The 15941-nt window shown below is 38.3% G+C and carries 12 protein-coding genes and 1 pseudogene; 11 read left to right on the top strand and 2 right to left on the bottom strand.

Translation table 11 applies throughout. The annotated features are described in order from the left end of the window. The first annotated feature begins 52 nt into the window (after positions 1 to 52). The 9 genes and pseudogenes from AS180_RS02665 (at position 53) to mbcS (ending at position 11458) form a co-directional block, all read left to right on the top strand. Positions 53 to 1240, top strand: coding sequence for a cytochrome P450 family protein (locus AS180_RS02665; protein ID WP_025911028.1), 1188 nt, complete (start codon positions 53 to 55; stop codon positions 1238 to 1240). A gap of 24 nt (positions 1241 to 1264) precedes the next feature. Beyond that, the gene (locus tag AS180_RS02660; RefSeq protein WP_025911031.1) at positions 1265 to 1882 is read left to right on the top strand and encodes an RraA family protein; all 618 of its coding nucleotides are present in this window, start codon (positions 1265 to 1267) and stop codon (positions 1880 to 1882) included. Between the two features lie 180 nt (positions 1883 to 2062). Then, positions 2063 to 3430 carry a 3' terminal RNA ribose 2'-O-methyltransferase Hen1 gene (locus AS180_RS02655; RefSeq protein ID WP_062686320.1) on the top strand — a complete coding sequence of 456 codons (1368 nt, stop codon included), beginning with the start codon at positions 2063 to 2065 and terminating at the stop codon, positions 3428 to 3430. Next, positions 3427 to 6030, top strand: coding sequence for a polynucleotide kinase-phosphatase (locus AS180_RS02650; protein ID WP_082636342.1), 2604 nt, complete (start codon positions 3427 to 3429; stop codon positions 6028 to 6030). The genes AS180_RS02655 and AS180_RS02650 overlap by 4 nt, the downstream gene beginning before the upstream one ends. A gap of 9 nt (positions 6031 to 6039) precedes the next feature. Then, a pseudogene (locus AS180_RS02645) lies at positions 6040 to 6327 on the top strand (GNAT family N-acetyltransferase); the annotation flags it as partial. A 34-nt stretch (positions 6328 to 6361) separates the two neighbouring features. Continuing rightward, on the top strand, positions 6362 to 7423 hold the full coding sequence (locus AS180_RS02640; RefSeq protein ID WP_025911037.1) for a DmpA family aminopeptidase: 1062 nt from the start codon (positions 6362 to 6364) through the stop codon (positions 7421 to 7423). A gap of 106 nt (positions 7424 to 7529) precedes the next feature. Further along, positions 7530 to 8021 (top strand): P-loop nucleotide/nucleoside kinase family protein, encoded by a 492-nt coding sequence (locus AS180_RS02635; protein WP_025911039.1) that lies wholly within the window; start codon positions 7530 to 7532, stop codon positions 8019 to 8021. Positions 8022 to 9019: 998 nt separating this feature from the next. Continuing rightward, positions 9020 to 9718 carry a hypothetical protein gene (locus AS180_RS02630; RefSeq protein ID WP_025911041.1) on the top strand — a complete coding sequence of 233 codons (699 nt, stop codon included), beginning with the start codon at positions 9020 to 9022 and terminating at the stop codon, positions 9716 to 9718. Positions 9719 to 9874: 156 nt separating this feature from the next. Next, on the top strand, positions 9875 to 11458 hold the full coding sequence (mbcS, locus tag AS180_RS02625; RefSeq protein WP_082636340.1) for an acyl-CoA synthetase MbcS: 1584 nt from the start codon (positions 9875 to 9877) through the stop codon (positions 11456 to 11458). 51 nt (positions 11459 to 11509) lie between these two features. Here mbcS and AS180_RS02620 read toward each other — a convergent pair whose 3' ends face one another. Further along, positions 11510 to 12466: a VanW family protein gene (locus AS180_RS02620; protein WP_025911045.1), complete on the bottom strand. Its 957-nt coding sequence runs from the start codon at positions 12464 to 12466 to the stop codon at positions 11510 to 11512. Between the two features lie 388 nt (positions 12467 to 12854). Between AS180_RS02620 and AS180_RS02615 the strand changes: the two genes are divergently transcribed. Further along, positions 12855 to 13310, top strand: a complete 456-nt coding sequence (locus AS180_RS02615) for a MarR family winged helix-turn-helix transcriptional regulator (RefSeq protein ID WP_025911047.1) — start codon at positions 12855 to 12857, stop codon at positions 13308 to 13310. A 41-nt stretch (positions 13311 to 13351) separates the two neighbouring features. Here AS180_RS02615 and AS180_RS02610 read toward each other — a convergent pair whose 3' ends face one another. Continuing rightward, entirely contained in the window at positions 13352 to 14863 is a 1512-nt protein-coding gene (locus tag AS180_RS02610) for a class I adenylate-forming enzyme family protein (protein ID WP_062686316.1), read from the bottom strand. Positions 14864 to 15284: 421 nt separating this feature from the next. Here AS180_RS02610 and AS180_RS02605 point away from each other — a divergent pair, with 421 nt between their 5' ends. Next, positions 15285 to 15929: an SDR family oxidoreductase gene (locus tag AS180_RS02605; RefSeq protein ID WP_025911050.1), complete on the top strand. Its 645-nt coding sequence runs from the start codon at positions 15285 to 15287 to the stop codon at positions 15927 to 15929. The last annotated feature ends 12 nt before the right edge of the window (positions 15930 to 15941 follow it).

Below are 15941 nucleotides of genomic sequence, written 5' to 3'. Positions count from 1 at the left end.
TATGAGACCTGGCTTTTTCGTTCAAAAAGTAGATAACAGGAGAGGATACCATATGAATATTAAGTCACTTGATTTATTTTCACAGAAGTTCCACCAAAACCCTTACGAATACTATGAACAAATTCGTCTGCATGAACCGTTTGCAAAGGTAAAGCTTTATACAGAAGCTCCTGATTCTTGGATGGCTTTTACATATGAAGCTGCCGAAGCTGTGCTAAAAGACGAGCGCTTCATCAAAGATATGCGCACCGTATTTCCTGGCGAAATGACGGATGAAAACGTACCGCCGATTTCTCAAACGATGCTTTTTGCAGACCCACCCAATCATCGTCGTCTCCGCAGCCTTGTCCAAAGTGGCTTTACTCCTAAAAAAATTATGAGCTTAAGCGGACGCATTGAAGAAATTGCGCGTGAGCAAGCTAAAAGAATGAAAGAACATGAAACGGTTGATTTTATTGAAACATATGCATTTCCGATTCCGATTATTGTTATTTGTGAACTCCTCGGTGTTCCACAAGAAGATCAGCTTGATTTCCAGCGCTGGTCAAACGTATTGGTCGATATTAACGAAGCTTCTCAGTATGACGAAGTATTGATGGAGTTTATGATGTACTTAGAAAAACTCATTCACAATAGACGACAATCACCACAAAATGATCTACTATCTCATTTAATTCAGGCAGAAGAAGACGGAGATAAGCTTACTGCGACTGAGCTGTATGGTGTTGTCATGCTGCTTATCGTTGCTGGTCATGAAACGACTGTCAATCTCATTTCAAACGGATTGCTTGCACTTCTTACCCATCCAGACCAGCTTGCCTTATTAAAAAACGACCCTTCCTTAATTTCAAAAGCCATTGACGAATTTTTACGATACAATGGTCCAGTCGAATTCAGCACGGACCGCTGGGCGCGCGAATCCTTTACCTTTATGGGACAGCAAGTTCAAAAAGGGGATCACGTTATCGTGTCATTGGCCTCAACAGGACGAGACCCAGAAGTATTTTCACATCCAGAGAAACTTGACATTACACGAGAGAAAAACCCTCATTTAGCGTTTGGGAAAGGCATTCATTATTGCTTAGGTGCGCCACTAGCCCGATTAGAAGGTGAAATTGCGATTCGCGTGCTGCTTGAAGAATTCCCAAACGTAGGCCTTGTTGCTAATTTGTCTGATTTAGAATGGCGACAAAGCTTTATTATTCGAGGTCTAAAGGAGCTTCCAATTCGTTTAGCCTAACGTTAACTAAAAGGAGCGGTCAAAATGAGTATTATTAATTCATTTAAAACAATTCCAACTACGTGTATATCAGACGCAATGACAGGGTTAAACAATCTTAATTCATCCATCAAGCCATTAAAAGAAGAATACAAAGTTGTCGGAAGAGCCTTTACCGTTAAAATGCCTGTAGGTGACAACTTAGTATTTTTAAAAGCCATTAAAGAAGCGAAGCCAGGTGATGTATTAGTAGTAGATGCAAAAGGAGATACGTATCGAGCAATCGCTGGAGACTTCATCGTTGGATTAGCGCAAACATTGGGTATTAATGGAATCGTCGTGGACGGGGTCATTCGTGATGTCGTCGGCGTAAAGAAGCTAAACTTTCCTGTTTTCTGCAAAGGAACAGCCGTAGCAGCAAGCGGGAAATCAGGGCAAGGTGAGCTAAACGTCCCTATTTCATGTGGCGGAACCACTGTTCATCCAGGCGATATCATTGTTGGTGACGCTGACGGCGTTGTGGTCATTCCAAAAGAGCATGAGCAAACCATCCTAACAAAAGCGACTGAAAAAGTGAAGTTTGATGAGTTGCGTGATCAAAAAGTATCTGGAAATCGAGATGAAGTTATAAACTATTTAAATGATTTTCTTTCAAAATCTTAAACCTTTATTCTCTAAAGCTACTAATCATGAAGATTGGTAGCTTTTTCTATCTCATTAATAGTTCCTAATAAATAGCGTAAAAGGTATAATTAGTTAAAGAAACTAGGTTCTGGTTTCTGTTTATATTCTGGTGCTTTATAGAGTGAAGAGTAAAGTACTATCTAAAAAGAAGGTGAACGTATGCAGCTCAGTATGAAAGTAAAAGGAGAAGGTGCAGAAAACGTATCGCGGTTAATTGCAAAAAACCCTTCCAATCCTTATGAACGAATGGAAAAAGGACAGAATGTCAGGTTAGCTTTTACAACTTTTGAAGCCTATGAAGCGGAGTTTATTATTTACGTTGATGTGGATCCTATTGAACTTGTAAAAAGTGGATCCAATCATTTTGATATTACCCACTATATCAACGATCGTGAATTTGCGGTCAGCAGCTTGTTTTGTTCCTACATACGCAAAGCACTTGGGACAGCTTTAAACGGAAAGCCGAAAGAAGAATATAGCGAGTGGGTACATCATGCTTTTGATCTTGAAGTTAGCTTCGGTCCTATTGCCTCACATTTACCAGATCAACGAATCCAAGAGCTTTTTGAACCGATGGGCTATGCTGTTGAAATAGAGCGAAGAGACATTGATTATACGTTTGATTTAAAAACACGAAGCACGGCTCGTTACGTAACATTAAAAGGAATAGTTACAGTCCAACAAGCCCTTCAGCATTTGTTCATTTTAATTCCAGTCTTGGATAACTTTAAGCACTACTTTTTGGATGAGCGAGAAATTGAAAAAATAGAGCGCTACGGCGAAGGCTGGCTAGATGCTCACCCCTTGAAAAGTTATATCTACGAGCAGTCGCTTCGTTTTAAAGACCTTGTTAAACAAGCGAACGTAGCAACAAATACTGAAAAAAAGCAGAAGAACGATGATACAGATCAAGCTAAAACACCGCTAAACGAGCTACGCTATCAGGCAATTCTTAAAAAAGTACAGTCTCTTCCTGCTAAAGGAACCGTTGTGGACTTCGGTTCAGGTGAAGGAAAGCTAGCTACTCGTTTAGGATTCATTCCAGGAATAGGTGAAATTTTAGCAGTAGAGCCTTCACAATCTGCACAGCTAAAAGCATTGGAGCGATTTGAAAAAGCTGCTGCCAAACCAAACTTCATTCAGCCTCGTTCTGTTTGGGGATCGTTGTTTTACTATGATGCACAGCTTCAAGGTGCAGACGTCATCATTTTGTGTGAAGTCATTGAGCATATCAATGAAGAACGACTGCCTGGCATTATGAACACAATCTTTACGTTCTATCAACCAAAATCACTGATTGTGACAACGCCAAATCAAGAATACAATGCCGTTTATCAAATGAATGAAACAATGAGACACGCGGATCATCGCTTTGAATGGAATAGACGAGAGTTTGCAAGCTGGTGTGAAGCTTGGACGCAGGATTTTCCTTATTCCATAACCATTGAAGGCATTGGAGAAGAAAATGACGAGGACGGATCACCGACACAAATGTGTACGTTTGAACGAAAAGAGGGAGACAATTGAAGAAATTATTTTTACCTCCTGCAGGAATTGTACTTTTAATGGGGCCCTCAAATAGCGGCAAAACAACGTTGCTAGAGTCCTGGATAAAAAAAGGCTATGTCAAACCTTCTGAAACGGTGAGCTCTGATCAGTTTCGCTTATTAGTAGGATATACAGATTTTATTGAATGGACAAGCCGTCCAAAAGATGAGGCAGACGTGTTGTTGCAAGAATATCAAACAATTTCCCAAAAAGCGTTTGAAACAATGGAATACATCATTGAAACTAGGTCCAAAATGGGGAAATTAACGATTGTCGACGCAACGCATCTATATGAAGACGACCGTAAGAGATATATCGACTTAGCGAAAAAGAACCACATACCGTGCATTGCACTTTTGCTTGATGTACCTACTGAAACGTTGCTTGAACGTGATGAAAACAGAGAATTCCCACGTGGTAAAAAGCGAGTCAAACAGCAAGCGCAGGTATTTGCTAAAAGCAAGCGTTCTATTAAACGAGAAGGCTTTCGTCAACAGTACGTATTAACAAAAGAAGATATCAGTGAATTAGAAGTCGTTCGCACCAAAAATAAGCTTGAACTTGACGTTGGAACAGGAATAGACGTAATCGGTGATATTCACGCGTGCTATGAAGAGCTAATTCAGCTTCTTGAGCGTCTTGGCTATGAGCCAAATGAAGAAGGCTTTTACACGCATCCAAACGGACGTAAATTTCTATCCGTTGGAGACGTGATGAGTCGAGGGCCTCGTTCTCTTGATAGCATGCTGTTTTTCAAGCGGCATGTAGAAGCTAATCTTGCGTATATGATTGACAGCAACCACGGTTGGAAAATTGCAAGATGGTTAGGCGGGAGAAATGTCACGTTGACGCACGGAGATGAAAAGGTTGCGGATGAGTTTACTCGCTATGAGGAAGAACACGGAACTGAAAAAGCGGAAGCCTTAAAACGTGAGCTAAAAGACTTTTTGCTAGAAGCGCCGTCTCATTATATTCTGACAAAAAATGATGTTCGCGTAGCTGTAGTAACGCATGCGGGTATAAAGGATGAATATATCGGAAAGCAATCCTATCACATCTCAGACTTTTGTCGATACGGGGATTCTGAAGGATTTTATGAGAACGGAAAGCCTATACGTAAAGACTGGTATACAAATCACCACACAAAAGAGCTCATCATTTGGGGACATGACTGTAAAGTTCAGCCGCTTGTTGTGAACAATACTGTTAACATTGATCAAGGGGCCGTATTTGGCGGATCGCTGACGGCTTTTCAGTATCCAGAAAAACAGTTTGTTTCTGTAAAAGCAAAAGAAAACTACTCTGGAACGGAGGACAACCCACTCACACAGTGGCAGAAAAAAAGGTTGGATCCACCGAATATTGCACGCTTTCTTAACGGCTATTCGGTACTAACTGACACGTATGGAGATATTAAAGTTCTTGAAGGAACGGCCAAGTCAGCAATTGATTCTGTTTCTCACTTCACGATTCCAATTGAAGAGCTTATTTATATTCCACCAACCATGAGCCCCACACCAAAGCCTCCAGTACTGGAAGGATATCTTGAGCACCCAAAAGAAGCGTTTGATTACTATCAGTCAAATGATGTTCAAACAATGGTCGTCGAGAAAAAGCACATGGGAAGTCGCGGCGTACTGCTATTATTCAAAGATAAGGAAACTGCTGTTCATTACGTTGGCAGAGAAACGCTAGGAACCATTTATACGCGTACAGGACGCTCCTTTTTTGCAAAAGACGTAGAGGAACAGATTTTATCGACTTTAAATGAAGACCTAATGCGTTCTAATTATTTCTCTAAATACAACACAGACTTTGTTCTGCTTGACGCTGAAATTTTGCCGTGGAACTTAAAAGCAAAAGAGTTAATTAGCTCTCAATACGCGCACGTAGCGGAAGTTGCACTATTAGACCGCAGAAAATTAAGTGAAAAGCTGAAAAAAGCTTTAAAGCATAATCAAAGCATTGAAACGTGGCTATCTGAAGTCAATCTAAAGCTTAAAAATGCTGAGGTTTTCAACGAAGTTTTCCAAAAATACTGCTGGAACATTGACGGAGTAGAAGGCATTCAAATTGCCCCGTTTCACGTCTTAGCTCACAGCGGCGAAACGTTCTTTGACAAAACGCATCTGTGGCACATGGAAAGAAACGCTGAGTTTAGCTCATTATCGGATTTATTTATTTCAACAGACTTTATGGTCGTACATGACGAGAAATCAATGAACAAAGCGATTGAATGGTGGGAATCCATTACGGAAGAAGGACACGAAGGTTTTGTGGTGAAGCCGGAAACGTTTATCGCAAGAAATGAGAAAGGCAAGCTTTTACAGCCTGCTATCAAGGTGAGAGGACGTAAATACCTCCATATTATCTACGGAATGGATTATTTAATGCCTGAAAATCTCAATCGTTTAAAACAGCGGAATACCAGTAAAAAGCAAAAGCATGCGCTACTGGAGTTTGCTTTAGGTATCGAAGGTATTACGCGCTTTGTAAACAAAGATTCGATCGAGCGAATTCATGAATGTGCCCTTGGAACGCTTGCTCTTGAAATGGAGCCTGTGGACCCTAGACTGTAAGAAAAAAGAAAAATCGTGCGAGGAGCATCACAAAGCGCCATTATCGGCTACTTTTTAGATAAAGACTACAACGGTAAAGGTTATATGACTCAAGCAACAAAGCTATTTGTTACCTATGCGTTTACTAAATTAAATTTATATCGCATTCAAGCCGAAGTTCAGCCTCATAACGTTGGATCGATACGGGTATTGGAAAAAGCAGGATTTCTTCAAGAAGGCCTTGCAACGAAAAACCTTAAAATCAGGGGAGAATGGAAGGACCATCAGGTGTTAGCCATAATTAATCCAGCTGATTGATGAAAACAAATAGGAAGCAGAGGTGGGAGAGAGCTTGAAACAAAAAAGGCTACGTGATTACGGGGTAACGATTGGAAAATTAGAAACCGGCGCATATAACGCAATTACGGACGTTAAAGGCGTTACGGTCGGGCATGTGACTATTAGCGAAGGTGAACAGCAAACAGGAGTAACAGCAATCTTACCTCACCAAGGGAACATTTTCCGCGAAAAGCTCATTGCATCAAGTCACGTCATAAATGGATTCGGAAAAACAATCGGAACTATTCAAATAAATGAGTTAGGAACGTTAGAATCTCCAATCGTTTTAACGAACACGCTAAGCATCGGGACAGCAGCTGATGCGGTCATTGATTATATGTTAGAACAGAACGAAGAAATCGGACGAACAACCGGAACGATAAATCCTGTTGTCTGTGAATGCAATGATATGATTTTAAACGATATTCGTTCAAAGACAGTGACGAAAAAGCACGTACTCAAAGCTTTAGAGACCACTTCAGAAACAGTCGAAGAAGGCTCTGTCGGTGCAGGCAGAGGCATGGTTTGCTATTCGTTAAAAGGAGGAATCGGAACGTCATCTAGACAAATCCAATTAACTCATGGCCTATATACAATCGGTGTCCTTACCTTAACTAATTTTGGTTCATTACCTGATTTAACGATAAACGGACAGCCAGTTGGCTCACAGCTTTATAACTCGATGCATTCTTTAGAAGAAATACCAGACAAAGGCTCTGTAATCGTTATTCTTGCTACTGATTTACCCGTGACGGAAAGACAGCTCAATCGCATTTTAAAACGAACGGTAACGGGCTTATCACGTACAGGATCTATTATTACAACAGGAAGCGGGGAAGTCGTCATTGGATTTTCAACAGCAAATAAAATTCCTCATGATAAAACGTCTTCCTGCCTTTCAATTTCAGCTATTCATGAAGAAGATATCGATTTAGCATTTCGAGCCGCTGGTGAAGCCACTGAGGAAGCGGTCTTAAACTCACTTATTACAGCAACTCATGTTGTTGGCAGAAGCGGCAATGAACGACCGGCATTAAAAAACCTATTGGAGATTTACGGAATTCAGTTAGACTGAAAACCAATACGTGTGTACAGTTGTTTATAGAAAGGAAACTTTGTATTGGCTCAGTTTGATATGAAAACAAAGGAAGAACTACTAAAGTAGGTTTGGGGGATAAACTATGAAAAAACTGGGAGATCTATACTTTTTCTGCGGAAAGATGGGAGCAGGAAAATCAACTAAATCGAAGCAATTGGCTGCGGAAAAACATGCGGTGCTGTTATCCGAGGATGAATGGCTTTCAGCTTTATATCCGAATGAAATCGCATCATTTGATGACTATCTAAAATTCTCAGCACAGCTCAAACCGTTAGTGAAAAAGCATGTCCAAAATATACTAAGTGTTGGTACAGATGTAGTGATGGATTTTCCAGGAAACACTCAAAAACAGCGAAAATGGCTTTTAAGTATCGCGTCAGAAGTCAACGCAAATCATCAGCTAATTTTCCTCAACTTAAATAACGAGCAATGTTTACGTCAAATCGCACAAAGACGTAACGAACAACCTGAAAGAGCAACTTTCGATACTATAGAGACGTTTATTCACGTTACTAAGTTCTTTGAAGAGCCAGATGTATCTGAGGGTCTAAACATTTTAGAGTTTAACGAATAGCTCAACCAAACCGCCACCTGAAACCACAGGTGGCGGTTATTCATGTAATGAAGGGGGAAGATGTTTATATTTTTTTATTTTTCTAGTTTACATAATATACATTATAGGAAGTTATATAAATAATAGATTTTTTGTCTCATTTAATAAGTAAACTTTAGATAGTGAGACAAAAAAGGAACTTACTAATGTATTGTATTGAAATTATATTATAGAGCTTGATACATGATTAACTTAAATAACTCCTGATCAAACGTTCGATTGCTTCAGTTTCATTTGGTGTTGCAGATGCCAACTACATAAACATATAGCAGAATCTCCGTTTAGAAAAATAAATCTACTGTGATTGAATTTTGTTCTAAACGTTACTTCATAGACTTTATATGATTAGTTTCTTAAATAGTTTACATAATGTTTCCTGTAAACGTAAATTTTGAGTTTAAAGATTTTTTATCCCTATATTGGATTAATATTCATTTTATTTTGTATAACACCCGTATTTATTGTAACTATATCCATTTCTATTTATTTTTATACAAATTAACCCTCTGTTTTTTCTTTGTTTTCAATCTCTAACCTTGCTGTTATCACATTTACAGTTGTAGTTTTGTATACATTGAGGTATAATGTATAACAAATAGAGATCGGCATATGTTGGGTGCTTAATCATCCGATTTTAAAGGAGCGATACTTGTGAATATTACAATTTATTATGGTAACCATGAAGATAAAACAATTCATACAATGGATTGTCACGTAGATATTGATATAGACGACGAAGATTTAGTTTCTTTAACAGATGTACGCTAAATCCATATAGAAAATAAATGTTCAAAACACAAATCAACTGGTTTGTGTTTTTTTATGTTTACTCTCCCCCGCTTTCTTCGTAAGACATAGCTACTTTTTATTTTTATCCCCCCTTTACTTTTCGTTCTTTTTCTCGTATGATTTAATAAGAACGTATGTTCGATTTATCAATTGCAAGGAGTGTTTGTTAGATGAGCAATAGAAAAAGAAAAAAGCCGCTTCCCCCTACCCTTTCTAATACTGGTTTTATCGGAGCAACATTCGCAGATACAAATGAGCTGCTTGCAAATGAATATCACTTTTCACGTAAACAGATGAAGATCACTCACCACGTATTGGATGCACTATTACAAGGTGTGACGCAGCTATTTCAACAGCATAATGTTGAAGCCGCTCTATCTTGTGTTTATTTACCTAAATATAAAAAGATTGGTCTTGTGTTATCTAAGCAACCGTTTGGGCGTCGTGAAGGTATTGGCTACTTTATTAATTACTTAAAAGAAGTTGGTCATATTGATTGGGATGAAAAAACAAAGGATTATGAAATACATAACACGAGCTTTATAGGCGTTGTCTTTGCAGATTTAGAAAAGATTTCAAAGTTTACTTTTGAATTTGAGCTTCAGCTTCTAGCTAAATTTGTAAAAGAACTAATTATCCCTGCGAAGGAGCTCTTTTTACAGCACCATATAAGAGCCTATATCTCAGGAATTGAAAATGATGAGCAGCATAAGTTAGGATTTGTACTTTCGATTAAGCCTTATGACGAACGGAAAGAAGCGGATTTATATTTTGTTGAATATTTAAAAGAACGCGGTCTTTATGAAGGGGATGAATCTGAAGAAGAATTAATTCCCATACATACGAAGTGGAGTCTATTCTCCAAATAAAAATTCCCATTTCTCACAGCTGAGGGTGGGAATTTTTATGTTTTTTTGGTTACTATAAACAAATTAGTAGTAACTACTAATAGTTAGTATTATAATAGAGATTATAATGATGCACTGTCATTATAGACATTTTTTTATAGAAAAGGAGTCGTGGCAATGATTCGTTTAGAAGAACTAATTCCAAAAGAACGCTATAATTTAACGGAGGAATTTGAAAAACACGCATCTGATCACCTTGCGATCAAATGGCAAGATGCTGATGGTCATCGAGAAGAAATTACATATAATAATCTATTAAAACGAGCAAATAAAGCCGCAAATTCATTAACAGAACTAGGTTTAACAAAAGGCGATCACGTCTTAGTCATCATGCCCCGCTTAATTGATTCATATGTCATGTACTTAGCATGTTTAAAAGCAGGTATTGTCATTATTCCTTCTTCAGAAATGCTTCGAGCAAAAGATATCCAATATCGTTTACACCATGCCCAAGCAAAAGCGATTATTTCATATTCTCCATTTTGTCAAGAAGTAGACCAAGTAACAGACTTACCTTCTTCTCTAAAGCATAAAATTGTTTTGGGAGATGCTGTGAACTCTTGGACATCCTTAGAGCCTCTTATGGATGCAGCGAGTGATCAGTTTGAAGCCGCTGATACTCATAGAGACGATACGGCCTTTTTTCCTTACACGTCAGGTACAACTGGCAATCCAAAAGGCGTCGTTCATACACACGGATGGGCATACGCTCATCTACGTTTAGCAGCGCGTGAATGGCTAGATATTAAAAAAGGTGATATAGTTTGGGCAACAGCAGGTCCAGGCTGGCAGAAATGGGTTTGGAGTCCATTTTTATCAGTTTTAGGTCAAGGAGCAACAGGAATTGTATATAACGGCCGATTCGAACCAGAGAAGTACTTAGCGATTTTACAAGATGAGCAAGTGAATGTGTTATGCTGCACGCCGACAGAATACCGCTTCATGGCAAAATCAGCAAACTTAGATTCCTTTGACTTATCTCATATTCATAGCGCAGTATCAGCTGGTGAACCGCTAAATGAAGAAGTAATGAGCGTGTTTAAACAACACTTTGGTATTCAAGTCCGTGATGGATATGGCCAAACAGAAAACACGCTTTTGATTGGAACATTAAAAAATGTAGACGTTAAGGTTGGTTCAATGGGTAAACCGATGCTTGAAGAATTTATTGAGATTGTTGATGAAGACGGCAACCCATGTGCCCCTGGTGAAATTGGAGATATTGCGGTTCGTAAAGACCTCCCTTCGCTTTTTAAACATTACTACAAAGACGAAGAGCGTACGAAAAAAGCGTTTTGTGGCAATTATTATCTAACGGGTGACCGAGCTTCTAAAGATGCTGATAATTACTATTGGTTCCAAGGCCGCAGCGATGATATTATTATTAGCTCTGGCTATACAATTGGACCTTTTGAAGTTGAAGATGCTTTGATTAAGCACTCTGCTGTCAAGGAATGCGCCGTAGTTGCAAGTCCAGATCCGGATCGTGGTAACGTAGTTAAAGCCTTTGTTGTATTAACTGACCCTGCGTTAACTGCTGATGAATCGTTAGTTAAAGACTTACAAAATCATGTTAAGCAATTAACAGCACCGTATAAGTATCCTCGACTAATTGAATTTGTATCTGACTTACCAAAAACAAATTCAGGTAAAATTCGTCGCGTTGAGCTCCGTGCTCGTGAACAGCAAGTTACTCAATAAGCAACAAAACGCCGAAGCGAATAGCCGCTTCGGCGTTTTGTTTAATTTTGTTTACAGGTAGCGCTGTGCAGTCCGAACTTCAACTGTTAGCGTTCCCCCTGCAACGTTTGTATACGTCTTAATAATAATTGGATATGATTTATTGTTCATAAATTTAAAATCAGGTCCATTCCATGAAACAGTAGCATCTCTTCCTTTAGGAACATATCCTACGTCTTTTGAATGATGAGAACGCGCAACGATTTGTACTCCAGCTTTATCTACTGCGTTAAATAACGTGGAAGATGTTTGACAGATTCCTCCACCAATCCCCATGACTAGTTCTTTGTTGATGATTTCAGGAGCTTGCTGATAACCGCGTTCTACCGTACGAGGCCCTACAACACTGTTATAAGAGAAATAATCACCAGGTCCTAAAATAGTGTTGTTAATAGCTTCAGCAGAGAGCTGGATATTTCGATTTCTCCCCGTGTCGTTAGGGCGAAATTTCGTAGTGAAAGAAGCAATTGGTACTTCACTTACTCCTGTTGCTGCTTGCACAGAAACGTTTGGTGGTGTTTCATAAATTGGAACCGTAATTTCTAATTGATTTGTGTTTAAATTTTGCAGACTCGCTACAAGTTCGTCTTCTTTTAAAACAATCCGGTTCGAGCCTCCAATTAATGCTCCATTTCCATCTAGCTTCATGCTTTGCATTGGTGTATCGATTCCTTTTGCTAACTCGGAGGCAAGTGCTTTTATCTCTTTATTATATACTTCCTTATCAGCAAAATTAACGGGTTTAAATTCTCGCATTAATGCACCAGTACGAGAATCTTTTAATTGGTACGTTAAGTCTTCTACTTTAATAACCGGCTCTTTTTTTTCTTTTTTCTCTACAGCTTTTTGTTCTTTTTCTGCCGCTGTAGCTGCCGCTTGTTGTGCAGAATGGTCCATATACATATCAAATGCAATATAACCGCTGACCAACGTGGCACTTGCTAAAAGTGCTGCTATAACCTTTTTCATGTAATTGTGATCCCCCCATATTTCGGCTTTACCTCAATATGTCTTTCTTTTAAAAATATGTATGTTTCACTATATTATATAAAAATATAGAAATATTCGTCTATCAAAAATTAAATATTTTTAAGAAGAAAAGGAAAGACTGAGAAAAGCCAGAATCATTTACACACCCCTTTTTGAAACGAAACATCTGTCTGAAAGCGCTATTGATACTATCATAATAGCACGAAATAAATAATAATTTAACGAATTTTGGAAATTAAATTTAACTTTTTTCTATCTAGACTTCATCAAACTGTCACAAATAGAGAAGGTCTTTCATTTATACAAAAGCTTTACACATGTTATAATAATTAGTACAAATGTATGAATCTAGAGGAGGCTCCACAGATTGACGCAGTATAACAAAGAAAATGTGAAAGAACAGTTAGAAAGCATTGATCAAATTAAAGAGGCGCTAGTGAAGTATCGAAACGCTGTGATCGGTGAAAAGTATGATTTACTTCCCTACCACCTTACACCTACAAAAGAGACAATCTTAAAAACTGTTTATGATAAAGAAAACTGTATTGTTAGCGATATCACAAAAGTACTGGGCCTTTCCCCAGGTGCCATTACCATTGTGTTAAATCAACTCGAAGATGAACAGCTCGTAACGCGCATTTATAAAAAGAAGAATCGTCGCAGCGTATGGATTGAGCTAACTGAAAAAGGAAAAGACGTTGTGGAAACGTTACAGCAAACGCGTACGGATTTTTGGCTCAGTATTTTATCTCATCTGACAGATGAAGAGCGTTCACAATACATTCATATTATGCAGAAACTTTCAAAAACATTAAGCGAATAAACAAAAAAAGCGGTGATTATACCGCTTTTTTTGTTTATTTTTTAAGCATGAGCTAAAGCTAGCTCTTTTACTTTTTTCTTCATAATTTTACCGACGCTGTTTTTAGGAAGAGAAGGTACAAATACGATTTCAGGAACCTTATAAGCTGTTAATCGTTCTTTACAGTATTCTTTAACCTCTGTTTCTGTTACACTAGATTCTTCTCTTAGCACCGTATACGCGTAAGGAACTTCTCCATATAAGTCATCTGGCATACCAACTAACGCCGTTTCCAACACATCATCAATGCTTAAAATCACATCTTCTACTTGGTCTGGATAAATATTGTCTCCTCCATATACAATGACATCTTTGTAGCGACCATCAATGTATAGGAATCCCTCTTCATCAAGCTTCCCTGCATCTCCCATAGATAACCAGCCGTCATGTAACACAGCTTGTGTTGCCGCTTCATTCCCCCAGTATCCCTTAAAGATGTACGGGCTTTTCACAAGGACTTCACCAATTTTTCCTGTTGCAACTGCCTCTCTTGTTTCAGGGTTAACTACTTTTACTTCAACACCTGCAATTGGTTTTCCAACAGAGTTTACTTTATCCCAGCTCATTTGAGGTGCCCAGGCGCTGATCACCCAAGCTTCTGTACTACCGTAACCTTGTGCTACCGTAACACCATGCTTTTCTAAGTTACGAATAAGTGATTCAGGTACTTTTGTTCCACCTGATAAAGCTAGCTTCCACGGTAAGTTTTCGCGAGGATTTTGTTCGAGCTCTTCTAATAAGTACGTAAGAGCCGGTGGCAAAGCTAATAATAGCGTAATATTTTCTTTATCAATAATGTCTAAAATCCGTGCTGGTTCGGTCTCTTCTGAACAAACCATTGTCACGCCGCTTTTAATGCAGTGAAACATAGAGTTCATTGAGCTCATATGGAAGAATGGATGCACAAATAAATAGTGCATTTCAACATGAATTAAATCCTCTGTTCTTCCGCTTTCTAAGTATTTTCGAACGCCACCATGTGAAATCATGCAGCCTTTTGCGTTCCCTGTTGTACCTGACGTAAACATCATTAAAGCCGTATCTTCTTCAGTTACTTCATAGTCAAATGAAGGTTCTTCTGCTGAAAATTGATTGAATTGTTCACTAAACTTAGGTTCCCGCTCTAGCACTACCGTAAAGTTCAATTGGTCAATTGCTTTAGCCCCTTCCACAACCGTTGAAAATTCTCGATGATGTAGGAGCGCTTTTAACTTTCCACTTTCAATAATGTGGTCTAATTCGTAAGGTGTCATATTTTCACTAAGCGGGCTTACAACAGCTCCAATTTTTACAATTGCCATCATAACAGTTGGATAAGCAGCGGTTGTACGAGCTAAAATCCCAACTCGATCTCCTTTTGTGACCCTCTGACTTACTAAAAAGTTTGCAATTCGATTAATTTGATTAGAAAACATTTCATACGTATAGCGTTGTTCACCTTCTACTAATGCTTCTTTATTTGGCGATAGCATCGCTCTCTCTGCAACTAGATGTTGAATCGTATTTGATTTCATCTTTATATCTCCTTTACGTTTTCAACATAACTATTGAAAAAAATGAATTAAAATAGTTTAATTACTAAAATATTAGTGACCCAAAGAATAATATCAAAAAAACATTCATTAGTAAAATTTCAATAGTCCCATATACTCTATTCGTATAGTTTAAAGAAAAAAAAGAAGCATTTTAGACCCTGAAACCTGGTATTCAAGAATGTAAGAGCTTTTAACAAAATTCAAATAAATACTAAAAATAGTCATAAGGGTGTATGGTTTTTCTAATTTATGGTTAAAAAGCGTTTTAAAATGATTTTATTTTCTTATTTATGAAATTTATTTTGTTTTTTTACTTTAAAAGTGTTTAAAGCATAACTTTTGAGTGCATAAGAATCGTATGAAATAATAAAGAAAGAATAGAGCTGAAAGGAGAATGTATATGAAAGTATTAGTTATTGGAGCCAATGGACAAATCGGTCAAAAAGTTGTAAGACTATTACACGCTAATGAACAATATACCGTACGCGCAATGGTTCGTAAGGAAGAACAGCTTGAGAAACTAAAAAATGAAAATATTGAAGCGGTCTATGCTAGCCTTGAAGGAACGGTAAAAGAATTAGAAGCAGCAATGAAAGGCTGCGATGCGGTAGTCTTTACTGCCGGTTCAGGAGGTAGCACCGGGTCTGATAAAACGTTGCTAATTGATTTAGACGGAGCAGCCAAATCAATTGAAGCAGCCGAAAACGTAGGAGTTAATCGTTTTATCATGGTAAGTGCCCTACAAGCACATCATCGTGAAAACTGGAATGAGAATTTAAAGCCTTATTACGTAGCGAAACACTATGCTGACAAAATCCTAGAAGCAAGTAGTTTAGACTATACAATCATTCGACCAGGTGGATTGACGAACGACGCTGGTACGGGTAAAGTAGACGTTGCCACAAACTTAACGCGCGGAACAATTCCTCGTGAAGACGTAGCCAAGGTTGTGGTTACTAGCCTTACAGAAGAAGGAACTTACAAAAAATCGTTTGACTTATTAGCAGGCGATAAAAACATCGAACAAGCTCTAAAGACATTATAATAAAACAGGCGG

It is taken from the genome of Priestia veravalensis (assembly GCF_001457055.1).
Taxonomy (GTDB): Bacteria; Bacillota; Bacilli; order Bacillales; family Bacillaceae_H; genus Priestia; species Priestia flexa.
Note: the sequence above shows the minus strand (reverse complement) of the source record. Positions and strands in the feature narration are given on the sequence as shown.

Bases quoted from the DNA above. Each gene is read 5' to 3' on its own strand.
- AS180_RS02630 (WP_025911041.1), top strand. From the start codon at position 9,020: ATGAGCAATAGAAAAAGAAAAAAGCCGCTTCCCCCTACCCTTTCTAAT.
- AS180_RS02660 (WP_025911031.1), top strand. From the start codon at position 1,265: ATGAGTATTATTAATTCATTTAAAACAATTCCAACTACGTGTATATCA.
- mbcS (WP_082636340.1), top strand. From the start codon at position 9,875: ATGATTCGTTTAGAAGAACTAATTCCAAAAGAACGCTATAATTTAACG.
- AS180_RS02655 (WP_062686320.1), top strand. From the start codon at position 2,063: ATGCAGCTCAGTATGAAAGTAAAAGGAGAAGGTGCAGAAAACGTATCG.
- AS180_RS02635 (WP_025911039.1), top strand. From the start codon at position 7,530: ATGAAAAAACTGGGAGATCTATACTTTTTCTGCGGAAAGATGGGAGCA.
- AS180_RS02605 (WP_025911050.1), top strand. From the start codon at position 15,285: ATGAAAGTATTAGTTATTGGAGCCAATGGACAAATCGGTCAAAAAGTT.
- AS180_RS02610 (WP_062686316.1), bottom strand. From the start codon at position 14,863: ATGAAATCAAATACGATTCAACATCTAGTTGCAGAGAGAGCGATGCTA.
- AS180_RS02665 (WP_025911028.1), top strand. From the start codon at position 53: ATGAATATTAAGTCACTTGATTTATTTTCACAGAAGTTCCACCAAAAC.
- AS180_RS02620 (WP_025911045.1), bottom strand. From the start codon at position 12,466: ATGAAAAAGGTTATAGCAGCACTTTTAGCAAGTGCCACGTTGGTCAGC.